Source organism: Pristimantibacillus sp. Z349TD_6 (assembly GCF_056173205.1).
In genome coordinates, this window is record NZ_CM149662.1 from 4,996,847 (window position 1) to 5,010,291 (window position 13,445).

The following is a 13,445-nucleotide window of genomic DNA, read 5'->3' on the forward strand; positions in this document are numbered from 1 at the left end:
CCTAACATTCCTTCACATTTAGCTACTTTTTATGCTCAGACAGCCAATTCAGCACATCGTCAATCGTGTTCACTGGCACAATGTTGAGATCAGGCGCTCCGCTGCGAGCATCTCCTTCCAGCTCTGTCGGCACAAAAAACACATCAGCATCCGTCCGGCTGATGGCATAAGCCTTTTGCTTGATGCCGCCAATTAATCCAATCGAGCCATCTGCTTCAATTGTACCTGTACCCGCCACCTGATTGCCATACGTAACGCCGCCTGGTGTCAGTTGATCAATAATAGCCAGCGTCAGCATCGCCCCATGAGATGGGCCTCCAATATGCGCCATAAAGCGTTTGTAATCGATGTTAAGCGGGATATCGAGAAGCAGCTCTGTTTGCACCGATATGCCGAACACCGCTCGCTCTGGCGAATCAGCTGAAGCCTTCGTCTTGACCTCTGCCTGTGTCTGGACTCCCGATCTCCTTAGCGTAATCTGTACGGACTCGCCAGGCTTTACCGCTTTCTCCATGTAGTCGGTCATCTCGCCAATCGATTTAACCGCTTGCCCATTCATTGCATCGATAATATCGCCAGCTTGCAGCTTCTGCTCGGCTGGACTATCCTTTACGATGGCAATAATTCTAATGCCATCTGGCTTAATTCCGCCTCCAACGCCTGCTTTCTGCATGGCAACAGCTGCTGCAACACGATTGGCATCCGTTTTCATATGAACGACTTGTGTGTACGATTCCGTCAGCGGCGGTTCATTTTCTGGTATTTTCTCGAAGCTGTACATCGGAAGCAGCTTGGCATACAGCCAATCAGCCGGTACGGCCGGCCTCTCGAATACGAGTATGCCGTTTACCGTTCCCCCGTTGTTTTCGCTCTTCTCGACATGCGCATAACGATTCATATTAAGCGTCATCCCCGGGTATGTGACTCTATACCCAGTAGGGCAGAGCAAAACCAATAGAAGCACTATCGTAATCATTAGAGTGATCATCCCGCGCTTTGGCAGCCACAGAGGGCTTAGAAGCCTCTTGGGAGCGTTCGAACGATTCCCTCCTATATTCGGTGCCTTCGCCGCTCGCGACCGCTCTAACGCTTCAGTAAGAAGCATATCTACAAACACTAGCGGTGCAGCAGAGCCTATAATCAGCAGCATCTGGAACAGCTTCTCTGGCGCAAATAGAACATATCCTGCTCCGATTATGCCTAGACCCGCGATTATAAGCCGTACTAGCTGTAAAATAAGTGTCCAGCCTTTCCTTTTCCGTTGCTGCCAACCCCCGAGCAAGGCACCAACCGCCCAGCTAATCGGTATAAGGGCTAATATATTGAACAACCAATCGATCATTTCTATCCACTGTATCCCGCCGGACGTCTTCAGCGGGGCCGGCAGCCAAATGAGCTCTGCTGCAGCCAAACAGACAAGCGCTAGGACTAGTCCAAATAGGTAATAACGTGCTGGCTTCAGCATTCTTCTCCCCCTAAGCTTTCTCAAACGAAGCATATGTATTTCTTTTAGGATAAACAAAGGACCCGGGCGATACACATCGCGGGGTCCTATTTCATTTGCAAATATTGCCGCTGTTCCGAATCAATGCCTCTGTCTCTCATTTCGCCTTTCTCCACGCTTTGGATACGTTCAAGCCACTGCGCTGGGGAATGGTTCATACGACGCGCACGATCGAGCAGCTGAGCATACTGGGCACAATTGTCATACCCGCTAAGCTTGCGGATAACCTGAATATATTCGACGACAAGCTCTCTCGCATCCGCTGCGGTATATCCGTATTCGGCAGCTAAAGCCTCAGCAATTCCACGTTCATATAAGCTTAACCTGACCTGTGTTTTCACTTTCATGATACATCCACCTGCTTCCCGTATAAATATGGTAGCCGACTAGTTTCAAATGAGATTCCCACCGTTCGGAGCAAAAAACGACCTGATTGCCGAGCCGCAGCGAATCGAGCTTCCTGCCTTTACGCGACACTGTAATTTGCTCATAAAACCATTGTTCATCTTTCTTTAATTGTACTGCTTTATGTACGATTTTTCCAGTGTCATTGTCCGCCATAGGACCGATGATAATGTCTGGATGTGCATCACAGGGATCAGTTCCTTTGACTGCTGCCTTGCGGTGAGCAAGAATGAAGGACGCCCATGCCGGTGAATCGGATAAAAACAACAGAGGCTCGACCTGCTCCGGAACCGAGGTCAGCTCTACGACAAGCACGCATGGACGACCGCCGTCCCATGACTCCTTCGCTGCCTTATGCGACCATTTGCGTGCTTGCTCAGCCGATATTGTCGTATAAAATCCTTCTCCAAAATCTTTCCCCGGCCGCCAATAGGGTGAATTCAACAGCTTCTGCCCAAATGATTGTACAGTATCGCTTGTAGTTCCATGATATAAAAGCTGAGGCGTCGTTATGTCCACGCTCGCACTCCTTTCGTTTGGCTCCTCGTATGAAAATACAAAGACCCTACGAAATCAAACTGTCGCAGGGTCTTGTCGTGTATGTCGTTCTATAATATTAATATTATTATTTATTTCTTGATGTAAGGAATGATCTTCTCGATGACCTCATCCTCTGAAGGCGCCTTAATGTACCGTCCATTAACAAAAATAAATGCATAGCGGGCGCATGGCCCGCAGTACGACTTGCAGCCTACACGAACCTCTGTGTCCGGCGCCAGCTTCTGCAGCTTGGGTAAAATCGATTTGATCTTCGTATGCTTGCATTTGTCGCAAACCATTATATCGTTAGCCATTATTCATCGTCCTGTCTCAACCGAATACGGAAAAATGCTAGTGATCACCGTGGTTGCCCTTGGTTGGATTCGTAACGGCAAAACCTTCTTCAGGCACATAGAAATAATCGATGCGAACGCCGTCCAGAAAAGCATTGTCTTTCTCCAAAATAACATCGATCCCTTTGTCAGTGGATACAACAATATCCTTCTCAGTCGGCTCGTCGATTCCCATACCGTAATGAGCATGGTCGCCGTGCGAATGAGTGACATAAATACGCAGCTTTTTACCTTCGTTTTCAGGCTTGTCCAGCTCTACTTGCAGAACTTTAGCAGCATTTTTTGAAATTTTGCAGTTCATAAATTATCCAGCTCCTCTTATCGTTAGGCCTTTCGGCAATCGTTATTATTTTATATTATACTTGCTCTCCATTCTACGGGCAAACCATTCGGCAAGCACCATCGTAACCGCGATGTCATCAATCGGCATGAACGGCATGACGTCCGGCAAAACCCAGTAAAGAAAAACAGGCACGGAAAAAATCAGCTTGTCCAGCAGTGAAACATCCTTTGATCGAAGCAGCTGAAAAATACGGACAAACGTACGCTGCCAATGGCGCAGCGACAGCAACTTACGCATGAAATCCCACCTTTGCTGACCTTTTCCGATTAGTATAGCATAAGCATGGCGTAATTAACTACTAGAGGCCAGCGGCCGCTAAAGGCGAAGCGCCTCTAGCAGCAGCGGCTGCAGCTCCACATAAATTTGATCAAAATTACTCATCGGCAGCGGATTTTCGCCATAGCCCGCTTCCACTGTAAAGCCAGGTCTGCGGAACTGATGAATGAACCAGTCCTTATATCCCGCATCGCTGCCAGTCAGCTTTACCGCTTCATATCCACTTGCCTGGGCGAGCCGTTTGGCAAGCTGCTCTGCATTTGCCGGCTCATAATCACGATAATTCCAATAGATTTCCCGCCCCTGCGTATGAAGCGCAAGAACCGCATCGAAACCGATTCTACTCGTAAATTGAGCCATGGCATTCGCCTCCGGCTCACTTAGCGGATACGGTCCTGGATAGTCGCGTGGTCCAGGTCCCTCTACCCCTCTGCGCTTGCACTCCTCTTCCCAAAACGCAGGGAATTGATCATTTAAGTCAACACCTCTAATGTTGGCCTTCCAGTTGCTGAACTGATCGGAGCCGCCATTCCATTCCATTAGCTGTTGATAATAAGGATGCCTCGGCAATGCTCCATATTGTGCGAGTTCTACACCATCTGGGTTTACCATCGGTACAGCCCATAAAGTCACGTCTTTGCACAAATCCGCCACTTGCTGTCCACCCATTCGCTCCCCGCTGCAATAAGCTGCCGACAAATCAGCAACGAAGCGCATCAGCAGTGCAGAGGTTATCCATTCATTTGCATGAAAGGAGCCGTTCATATGAATTTGACGCGGACCATTGCCGCAGCGGAGCGCCAATAACGGCTTGCCCATTACGCTCTCCCCAATAATATGTGCCGATAAAAACGAGTATCTGCCTGATAGCTGCCGAACACCTTCCACTAAATCAAGATAGCCATACGTTTGTAAGGAGTATATATCCATCGCCCCCAGCTGCATAAATTTGCTCCTATCATGCTATGCAAAGCCTTACTTGTCCTATGTAGCAATCAACAAAAAGAAGCCTTGCTATGTTTAAGCCCGGCTTCAGTTTCTTATCATTTAAATGATATTGGGTATTTGCCAAACTACAGGCGTCAGTTCAATCTGCTTCCCAAGCCACTGCTGAGTAATGGTTTGAAACATCCGCGGATCTCCGCTGCAAAAAAATTGATGCACCGGTTCCCTCTCCCCGCTTGCTAGCTGGTCATTGTTTTCCAAAATATTTCTGATCTCGCGTGTCGTCTCATCCGCTGAGCTGATTAGATTCACACTCTGGCCCATCACCTCGGATATGGTTTCCGCTAGAAAAGGATAATGCGTGCAGCCAAGTATTAACGTATCCATTGGAAAAAGCCGCAAATGCCCAATGGAGCTCTGCACCGTCTCGTACGTTTCAAAGGAACGAAAATTCCCCTTTTCCACTAGCGGCACAAATCTCGGGCACGCTTCGCTTATCACTTGCACCTTCGGCGACAACGTCTTTAAGGCTTGCTCATAAGCACCGCTTTTGATCGTTCCCTCTGTGCCGATGACGCCAACATAACCCGTAGATGTAAGGCCGATAGCAGCTCTTGCACCAGGATCAATGACGCCAACAACCGGGATCGCGACTCTTGAGCGAATGTCTTCAAGTCCGGCCGCTGTTGCTGTGTTACATGCTATAACAATCATTTTCGGATTAAACTGAATTAAGTAATCGACGATTTCCCTCGTAAAACGAACAATCTCTTCTGAAGAACGCGGTCCATAAGGCGTTCGAGCCGTGTCTCCAAAGTAAAGGATTTTTTCTCGCGGCAGTTGGCGCATAACTTCCTTGGCAACGGTGAGGCCGCCAACGCCTGAGTCCAGTATTGCAATCGGTTGCTGCACAAACACACCGCTTTCCTAAACATAATGTGATGAATAGAGACAAAATAGCATATGAATACAGGCACAAAAACGTACCAGTATCTTATCGACATTTCGGACAAGCGGTCTGAAATTTCATGTTGAAAGCTCCATTTAAATGACAAAGGACCGTTAATGACTACGATACGTAGCATTGACAGTCCTTTTTGGGTTAATCCAGCAATAATGCAGAGGAATAAATGGGGTGCAGCCTTTTGCATTCGGTTTAGATCATCTCGGATCGGGTACATACGTGTAGATACAATATGGAGCATTGCATTTGGATTGAAAACAAAAAGGAGGGCATTCAGATGACAAAAGTGAAATATCCGATCGGCCGTTTGCAAGAAAAGGTCGCTCTCATTACCGGGACGGGCTCTGGTATTGGCAGGGCAGCAGCTTTGAAATTCGCGAAGGAAGGCGCCAATTTGGTTCTGCTTGATGTTAAAGAATCCGCCATGGAGCAAGTATGCCGCAGTGTTCGAGAATACAATGTCGACTGCTTGCCTATTGAAACTGATATTTCCAACGAAGCTCAGCTTGAAGACGCCTATCGACAAGCACGCGAGCATTATGGGCACTTGGACATTGTATTTGCCAATGCAGGCATTAACGGTGTATTAACACCGATTGAACTGATGGATATCGAAGACTGGAATACGACGCTTCAAGTTAATCTCACCGGCACATTCCTAACTGTAAAACACGCAATCCCTTTGTTAAAGGATAAAGGTGGAAGCATTATTATCACCAGCTCCATAAATGGTAATCGGGTGTTCTCGAATATCGGCTTCAGCGCCTACAGCAGCACGAAGGCTGGACAGGTCGCTTTTGCCAAGATGGCTGCTTTGGAGCTTGCTCAGTACAAAATTCGCGTGAATGCCATCTGCCCCGGAGCTATTGAGACGAATATCGAGCAAAACACGGAGCGCACGCCAGAACTAGAGAGTGTGTCGATACCCGTTGAATATCCAGAAGGCAGCCAGCCGCTCGAAGATGGGCCCGGCAGCGCAGCTCAAGTGGCCAAGCTTGCATTATTCCTCGCATCTGATGATTCGGACCATGTCTCAGGTACCACCGTTTACATAGACGGAGCAGAATCCTTGCTGCGCGGATAGCTATTATTAACGATAGATAGAAGACCATATGATAAGGGGCGAACGCCATTGTTTAAAGAATGTTTACATCATTCATCGGATCTGAAATGGGCCTATGCATACGATCGCGATACTTTCCATCTTAGACTCCGTACCAAAAGAAATGACGTTGAAGAGGCTGTTGCGGTAACAGGAGATAAATACGACTGGGATCAGCATCATCATGATGTTCCGATGGAAAAAATAGCTGCCGATTCCCTCTTTGATTATTGGGAAGCTGCCATCAAGCCGGAGTTTGGGCGTTTTTCGTACGGCTTTCGTGTACGCAGCGGCGAAGAAACGTTATGGCTCATCGAGAATGGCATCTTTGAGGAGCAGCCTGCCCCAGCTGGCGGATATTTTGAAATTCCTTTTATTCATACGGTTGATTTGTTTGATGCGCCTGAATGGGCAAAGGAAGCAGTTTTCTATCAAATTATGCCCGACCGCTTCGCAAATGGCGATACGGCCAACGACCCCGACCACGTGCAGCCCTGGGGTGAAGCGCCTAGCGGCGAAAGCCACTTTGGCGGCGATCTGCAAGGCATAATCGATAATCTCAAGCATCTGACGGACCTCGGAGTTACGGCGATTTATTTGACGCCATTATTTACAGCACCTTCAAATCACAAATATGATACGGTCGATTATATGCAAATCGATCCGCAGTTTGGAGATGCCGAGCAGCTTAAGAAGCTGGTCAGCGCTTGTCATGATCTAAATATCCGAGTAGTCTTGGATGCTGTCTTTAATCATACGAGCGAGCAGTTTCCACCTTTCCAGGACGTGCTCGCGAATGGAGAAAATTCAAAGTACAAGGATTGGTTTCATCTGAATGGCTTCCCTGTAGAGGTCAAAGACGGTACAGCAAATTATGCTACGTTTGGATTTTATGGCAATATGCCGAAGCTGAATACTGCAAACCCGGAAGTAAAGCAATTTTTGCTTGATGTTGCTGTGCACTGGATTAAGGAAGCAGATATCGACGGATGGCGGCTCGATGTTGCCAACGAAATTGATCATGCTTTCTGGCGGGATTTCCGTCATGCCGTTAAAGCTGAAAAGCCGGATGCTTTTATTATCGGCGAGGTATGGAGCAATGCGCTTAACTGGCTGCACGGTGATCAGTTTGACTCTTCGATGAATTACCCATTTGCGCAGCACATCTTGGATTTTTTTGCTTCCTCCGAAGGAAAAGCATCGGATTTCGCCGATCAAATCAACCGTTTACTTATGCGATATCCTCAGCAAACCAATGAGGCGATGTTCAACCTCCTATCCAGTCATGACACACCTCGTGCGTCAACTCGTTTAAATGGAGATAAGCAGCGTTTAAAGCAAGCCGTTGTATTCATGATGACTTCTATGGGTATCCCTTGCATCTATTATGGCGACGAGATTGGAATGGATGGCGGCGATGATCCGGACTGCCGCAAATGTATGGAATGGGATGCGGACAAACAGGACCGCGAGCTGTTTGATTTCTATCAGCTCCTCATTGCCCTACGCAAGCAGCATACCGTTCTTCGTGATGGGCGATTCCGCTTCTTATTTGCAGATAACGAACGCGGCGCCTTCATTTATGAGCGATTAAACGCCAATCAACATTTCACCATTTGGATTAACCATACCGAAGAAACCGTTAAGCTTACGCATCCTATGGAGGCGGACGACTGGAAAGATGCGCTCTCGAATGAAGAAGTTGCCACTTTCGAAGAGCAGCTTCAGCTTGAGCTCGGTCCGCATGATTTCCGAATTTTGTATCGAAATATCTAATCATTTAAGGGCTTTTGCACCGTCTTGCCGGCGGAGCAAAAGCCCTTTTCACTTATCTATTTCCCCCTTTTTTTCTCCGTATCGGTTTCAAAGTCACCATGAAAGGTTAATGACTCCATATAAGAAACAGAGCCAACACTACTACACTTACTGGTCAGGGGGAAATTGAATTGAAGAACCATACTGAATGTATTGCTATGCTGTTAGCCGGTGGAGAAGGGCGGCGCCTAGCCCCGCTCACAACTCAGTTTGCCAAACCTGTCGTACCTTTTGGCGATCGCTTCCGAATGATTGATTTTCCACTTAACAATTGTGCAAACTCAAATATTACTACGATTGGCGTGCTTACGCAGTACTGCGCCGAAAGCGTTCATAAATATGTAAATCAATCCACGAACGGTTATCAAACGGATCAAGCGAATAGCGGAGTATCCTTCCTCCCTTCTTCAAAAAAATGTTTAGAAGGCTATGCGGGAACGGCCGATGCTATTTATCAGAACATCGACTTTATCGATGAGAAAGCTCCAGAGCATGTACTAATCCTCTCGGGCGACCACATTTACGAGATGGACTACAAGCCTATGCTTGAATTCCACAAAAACCGCGGTGCAGCTGTTACGATCGCTGTTAAACAAGTTCCTTGGCGCGAGGCAAGCCGCTTCGGCATTTTAGAAACTGATGAACAATTTCGGGTCAATTCCTTTCATGAGAAACCTTCAGATCCTCGCAGCAACTTAGCTTCCATGGGCATTTATTTATTCCGCTGGTCAGACTTAAAAAAAATACTCATTGAAGATGCTGCTTCGGAAGCGTCAACTCATGATTTTGGCAAAGATATTATTCCTGCTCTTCTTTCCTCCAAAACCAATATGATCGCTTACCCTTATAAAGGCTACTGGCGGGATGTCGGTACAATTAACAGCCTATGGGAAGCCAACATGGATCTGCTGGATGGCGAGCTAAAGCTTGGTGCAGCCAAGTGGCCAGCTCATTCCGGAACAAACCAGTCTAGCGAAAAGCCTTACTTAAGCCCCGAAGCATCAATTACCGACTCCATCCTCCACCCCGCTTGCGCTGTGGAAGCAGAAGTAACACGCTCCATCATTTGCTCAGGCGTTACAATAGGCGTAAACAGCGAAATTTATGAGAGCATCATTATGCCTGGAGCCAGAATTGGAAGAAATGTTACGCTCCATCGCGTCATTATCGGTGAAGGTGCTATCATTCATGACGGCGCGTTTGTCGGTCGATTAGATGATGAAATTTCTGTAGTTGGGCCAGGTGAAGCCATTACAGCAACTTCACCATCGATGAACGACTACAACATGGAGCCGCTCGCAAGCTTGCTTCGTCCCGTGTCCAATTACGTTCACAACCATATTGTTGGCTAACCCTATTCATACACGTGAATAAAAAAACAAACGGCAGGAGACTTCGCTCCCTGCCGTTTGCCTTTTTGAATTAAACAATTGAACCATTTTACCCATTGCCTAATTTACGTATGTTCCATCTATCGTTAAGTCTCTATTGTTCCTTTGCTGTAGCAGCTTCTGTTTCTCCGGCTTCTACCGCTTCAATTGCACTTGCTGCTTGCTCATTGCCATCTTCTGTAATAGCGATATCGCCACTAACCGCTTCTGTTTCCTCTGTACCTTTGTTGCGGCCTCTTACCGTGCTTACAACGCTGCTTGCCGCTTGTTTCGTACGATCGGCAATTTGAATCGCTTGGCCGCTGATCTGTTTAGCAATACGACCCGTCGTATCGCCTACTTGACCTGCAACTCTAACCGTCGTTTCTCCAACCTTCTGTGCGCCAGTTGAAATATCCTGACGCAATTCCTTGCCCGGCTTCGGTGCTAGCAACAATGCAGCAATCGAGCCTACAACACCTCCAGCTAATGCGCCGAGAAAAAATCCTTTTGTTTGTTTACGTGTTGTCATTGTTTTTGCTCCTTTCGTGTTTAGCGTGCTCTTCGACCTTAGCACCTTGACTTAAGATTCCGATTCGAATACAGGTCCATGCTCATCTTCGGCAGTCGTTGCTGCCTTTCGGCTAGTTTGCCACAGCTGCCATGCCGCCATCCCTAGCTCTGCCCATTCAAGCGCCTCACCGACCTGCCGCTTCGTCTCGTGCCGCTTCGCATGCTGCTCAGCCGACTCCGATAATATAGACGTTACCCGCTCAACCGTCGATGTCGTGTGGGCAATTGCTCCGCCGACCTGCCCTGCCGCTTCAAATAGCTTGCTCATGGCTTGCAACTGACGATGTACCGCGCGAATCGCTTCCTCGGTCGGCTGCACAAGCCCGCCAATCTCAGCGGATAACTTGCTGAGGTCCTGCCTCATAATCTCCGCTTCAGCCTGCACTTGCTTCACTCTGCTTAGCGCCGACCGCAAGGCAATGAGTATACCGCCAACTAGAATGACAAATGCTCCAGCAACTACCGCTGCGCTCCACATCATGACCATGCCTGCATCCCTCCTCCTCTATCAATTGCAGGATCATACGTATATGCTCCTAGACGAATGCCCACTTGCGTAATGACAGTATAAGCAGCATGGGCTTGTCATGACACAACCGAAATAAAAATGATAAGGCATCGGTGCTTTTTCCACATTTGCAACAAAAAAAGGCTGCCTCAGCAAATCTTCTCCGATTTGCAAAGACAACCTCTATTTATTTCATTAACCGATGCGGTAGCTGCACTTGCCGCCGCCCTTCGCCAAACATTCCGTTCGTTCAACAGGCACGTCAAGCAGCGATTTAAACAAGGAGAGCTCACATTTGCAAGCTTGCAAATATTTGCCGGCAACCTGAGCAATCGGACAATTATACTCATACAACATATAGCTGCCATCGCTTTGTGGTTCCACTTCAGCCATATACCCTCCAGCGTTCTGAATCGCTGCGAGCTCGCTCACCTTCTGCTCCAAGCTCTTGCCCGCCATCCGGGGCTCATAACGTTCGAGCAGCTTGTTCTTGCGTCCATCAAACATCCGGTCAATAAGCGCTGCGGTATCCGGGTCATCAGCGAGCTCGCCCAGCAAGTCGAGTGCGAGCATATGATAATTTTTGGGGAAAAGCTCATCCGCCTCAGCTGTCAGCTCATACGCATGGAGCGGTCTGCCCATGGCTTGCCGCACCGATACGATATTCACGCTGCCTTCGCTCTCTAGTGCATACATATGCCGCCTGATTGCCATTTCCGTTAGTCCTAGCTCGCTTGACAAGGAACCAGCATTCAATCTGCCGCCTGTTTTCAGCAGCATCAATATGCGCTCTCGCGTGGAATGATCACCGCGTGAAGCTGCCGTTATATCTGATGCACTTGCCGTTTTCATCCGCTTCAACCCTTCACCACCTTTGCAGGCTTGATAGCGTCATTGTAACGTATTTTTAGTTTTTCGTAAATCAAGCGTAAAACAATCATAAAGTCATAATCTATGCTTGCTCTGCAATCGTAATGGTTTACATGCAAATAGCAAAAACGCCTACAGCTCGCGTTCTAAATAATCATTAATCGATTGCTTAAAGGCAGGCAGCAGAGCAGTAAGCGTCTTCGTAAGCGGATGAAGCTCAGTTCTCGGCCAAACATAATAGTCCTGCACTAACGGCTTGCGAAGCTTCACCAGCTCCGTCAGCGTCGCCTGCATTTCAAGCGGAAACGCGCCTGCCTCGCCAGTAATATCGATGATGTCCTCATAGCTGCTCGCATCCCGCAAAATAAACCCGTCGATCAAGAAGCTGCCAACATCTGTTACGGTTTCAATAGCCAGATGCAGCGCTCTTTCCTGCGCCAGCCCCTCCAGCACCGTTCCCTGCCAATTAGCGGCAAGCGAGTCCAGCGCCGAAGCAATTTCAGTAATCGAATTCAACCTTACCGCTATTTGTTCACGATTCACATAATACATCAATCAGTCGCCCGCTTTCAGCCTTGCTTCTTTTTTTTCCCTTTGCGTTTCAGCCACGCCACCATAATAATGCTGCTAAAAATGATAACAAGCAAATAAGTAAATATTTCGTATACATCCCTCATGTCGCTCATAACTGCTCAACCTGCCTCTCAGCTTTCAAAATCAACGCTGACGGAAGCTTCACGAACTTGCATCATGTGTTCAATAACTTTTTTATGTACAGGATGCACTTGATACACTTCTAGCGCTTCCAGAGATTCGAACTTCGTAATAAGAGCGATATCGTAAGAACGCTCCGAATGCACAACGTCCACGCCAACCTCAATCGACTTTAATACTTCGATTTGCCCTTCCATATCCCTAAGCACTTGTGCGGTACGCGCTACGCTCTCTGCGCTGCCATCTTTTAATTTAAAAAATACGATATGAGTAAGCATTATTTAGTTCCTCCTCTAATATTGACGCATAACTTTTGTCTATTTGTCACATAATAACCTATGCAGTCGCATTACGGCAATCTTTAACACGAAGGGGCTCGGTGTACGTTATGCGCTATCCGGTTACAATTGTTGCAACAATTATTGGACTAGCTATCTGCTTGTTCAACTCCACGGGTTACGACCCGCACAATCTTGTTTTCTTCATGTTTAGCATTCCCGCATGGGTCGTTGATTTATTTGTTGACGTGCACGAGGTTAACGTCTTGCTCATGTATGTACTTACTGTTGCTACATGGGCGCTGCTTGGCTTTCTCGCCGACGTGCTTATCGTACGCAGTCGTGACAAAGAACATCATCCTCGTTCAGCACGATAGCTTTATTTTAGGCAAAAAGGAGCCTTTCGGCTCCTTTCTCATTTCTACAGCACATGAATCAATTACGCACTAGGCTGCTTCAACCACTAAAGTCGATTCCATCGTTGTATGTCCTTGACCGCATGGAATGGAACAATAGATTCTGTAAGTACCTGGCTCTTTAAATTCCAAATCTGTTTCCGGGTGATCGTTATCCAAAGCTACTTTAAGCTCGTCAATATGCATCCCGTGGATACCGCTTTTGTTGGAAAGTTTTAGTCTAACTTTGTCTCCAACTTTAACTTTGTACTCTTTTTGATCAAATACAAAATCGTTGGACGCTACAACCTTCAATAAAGTCATGCCCTCTGGCAACGAGGCAGACTCATCAACCGGCTTAGCTGGCAGTGCGAACGTGAGCAAATATAAGCCCAGCAAAGACGCCGCTGCGAATACAGTAAACATAATCCACTTATGCATTGCTATGTGCTCCCCTTTGCGATCATAATGTCTACCTCTTATATTACAT

Annotated in this window: 18 protein-coding genes; 4 read left to right on the forward strand and 14 right to left on the reverse strand. The window is 47.4% G+C overall.

The features are described from left to right. Positions 1–22 precede the first annotated feature (22 nt). The 8 genes from AC0VYE_RS21990 to racE all read right to left on the reverse strand — a co-directional run bounded on the left by AC0VYE_RS21990 (position 23) and on the right by racE (position 5,278). Positions 23–1,465: a PDZ domain-containing protein gene (locus AC0VYE_RS21990; protein WP_475442876.1), complete on the reverse strand. Its 1,443-nt coding sequence runs from the start codon at positions 1,463–1,465 to the stop codon at positions 23–25. Positions 1,466–1,551: 86 nt separating this feature from the next. Further along, positions 1,552–1,851, reverse strand: coding sequence for a hypothetical protein (locus AC0VYE_RS21995; RefSeq protein ID WP_076266793.1), 300 nt, complete (start codon positions 1,849–1,851; stop codon positions 1,552–1,554). Continuing rightward, positions 1,814–2,428 carry a DUF3990 domain-containing protein gene (locus AC0VYE_RS22000; protein WP_076266792.1) on the reverse strand — a complete coding sequence of 205 codons (615 nt, stop codon included), beginning with the start codon at positions 2,426–2,428 and terminating at the stop codon, positions 1,814–1,816. The genes AC0VYE_RS21995 and AC0VYE_RS22000 overlap by 38 nt, the downstream gene beginning before the upstream one ends. A 110-nt stretch (positions 2,429–2,538) precedes the next feature. Beyond that, the gene (locus tag AC0VYE_RS22005; RefSeq protein ID WP_076266791.1) at positions 2,539–2,763 is read right to left on the reverse strand and encodes a YuzB family protein; all 225 of its coding nucleotides are present in this window, start codon (positions 2,761–2,763) and stop codon (positions 2,539–2,541) included. A 37-nt stretch (positions 2,764–2,800) separates the two neighbouring features. Further along, positions 2,801–3,103, reverse strand: coding sequence for an iron-sulfur cluster assembly accessory protein (locus AC0VYE_RS22010; protein WP_339203589.1), 303 nt, complete (start codon positions 3,101–3,103; stop codon positions 2,801–2,803). Positions 3,104–3,148: 45 nt separating this feature from the next. After that, positions 3,149–3,382, reverse strand: a complete 234-nt coding sequence (locus AC0VYE_RS22015; RefSeq protein WP_076266789.1) for a hypothetical protein — start codon at positions 3,380–3,382, stop codon at positions 3,149–3,151. Positions 3,383–3,460: 78 nt separating this feature from the next. Beyond that, positions 3,461–4,366: a M14 family metallopeptidase gene (locus tag AC0VYE_RS22020; protein ID WP_475442877.1), complete on the reverse strand. Its 906-nt coding sequence runs from the start codon at positions 4,364–4,366 to the stop codon at positions 3,461–3,463. A gap of 102 nt (positions 4,367–4,468) precedes the next feature. Next, on the reverse strand, positions 4,469–5,278 hold the full coding sequence (gene racE / locus AC0VYE_RS22025) for a glutamate racemase (RefSeq protein ID WP_475442878.1): 810 nt from the start codon (positions 5,276–5,278) through the stop codon (positions 4,469–4,471). Positions 5,279–5,607: 329 nt separating this feature from the next. Between racE and AC0VYE_RS22030 the strand changes: the two genes are divergently transcribed. The 3 genes from AC0VYE_RS22030 to AC0VYE_RS22040 all read left to right on the forward strand — a co-directional run bounded on the left by AC0VYE_RS22030 (position 5,608) and on the right by AC0VYE_RS22040 (position 9,599). After that, positions 5,608–6,414: an SDR family oxidoreductase gene (locus tag AC0VYE_RS22030; RefSeq protein ID WP_475442879.1), complete on the forward strand. Its 807-nt coding sequence runs from the start codon at positions 5,608–5,610 to the stop codon at positions 6,412–6,414. A gap of 48 nt (positions 6,415–6,462) precedes the next feature. Further along, positions 6,463–8,208: an alpha-glycosidase gene (locus AC0VYE_RS22035; protein ID WP_475442880.1), complete on the forward strand. Its 1,746-nt coding sequence runs from the start codon at positions 6,463–6,465 to the stop codon at positions 8,206–8,208. Positions 8,209–8,378: 170 nt separating this feature from the next. Continuing rightward, positions 8,379–9,599: a sugar phosphate nucleotidyltransferase gene (locus AC0VYE_RS22040; protein ID WP_475442881.1), complete on the forward strand. Its 1,221-nt coding sequence runs from the start codon at positions 8,379–8,381 to the stop codon at positions 9,597–9,599. 133 nt (positions 9,600–9,732) lie between these two features. Here the strand turns inward: AC0VYE_RS22040 and AC0VYE_RS22045 are convergent, their stop codons facing one another. The 5 genes from AC0VYE_RS22045 to AC0VYE_RS22065 form a co-directional block, all read right to left on the reverse strand. Then, the gene (locus AC0VYE_RS22045; RefSeq protein ID WP_475442882.1) at positions 9,733–10,149 is read right to left on the reverse strand and encodes a YtxH domain-containing protein; all 417 of its coding nucleotides are present in this window, start codon (positions 10,147–10,149) and stop codon (positions 9,733–9,735) included. Between the two features lie 51 nt (positions 10,150–10,200). Beyond that, complete coding sequence (locus AC0VYE_RS22050; protein ID WP_475442883.1) at positions 10,201–10,677, reverse strand: DUF948 domain-containing protein; 477 nt, start codon at positions 10,675–10,677, stop codon at positions 10,201–10,203. A 216-nt stretch (positions 10,678–10,893) separates the two neighbouring features. Next, on the reverse strand, positions 10,894–11,550 hold the full coding sequence (locus AC0VYE_RS22055; RefSeq protein WP_076267053.1) for a helix-turn-helix transcriptional regulator: 657 nt from the start codon (positions 11,548–11,550) through the stop codon (positions 10,894–10,896). A gap of 150 nt (positions 11,551–11,700) precedes the next feature. Further along, entirely contained in the window at positions 11,701–12,120 is a 420-nt protein-coding gene (locus tag AC0VYE_RS22060; protein ID WP_475442884.1) for a DUF86 domain-containing protein, read from the reverse strand. A gap of 152 nt (positions 12,121–12,272) precedes the next feature. Continuing rightward, entirely contained in the window at positions 12,273–12,560 is a 288-nt protein-coding gene (locus AC0VYE_RS22065) for a Dabb family protein (RefSeq protein WP_076266783.1), read from the reverse strand. A gap of 110 nt (positions 12,561–12,670) precedes the next feature. On the opposite strand from AC0VYE_RS22065, the gene AC0VYE_RS22070 reads away from it, so the two are divergent. Then, the gene (locus AC0VYE_RS22070) at positions 12,671–12,937 is read left to right on the forward strand and encodes a hypothetical protein (protein ID WP_076266782.1); all 267 of its coding nucleotides are present in this window, start codon (positions 12,671–12,673) and stop codon (positions 12,935–12,937) included. Positions 12,938–13,006: 69 nt separating this feature from the next. Here AC0VYE_RS22070 and AC0VYE_RS22075 read toward each other — a convergent pair whose 3' ends face one another. Further along, positions 13,007–13,396: a cupredoxin domain-containing protein gene (locus tag AC0VYE_RS22075; RefSeq protein WP_054024112.1), complete on the reverse strand. Its 390-nt coding sequence runs from the start codon at positions 13,394–13,396 to the stop codon at positions 13,007–13,009. Positions 13,397–13,445 lie beyond the last annotated feature (49 nt).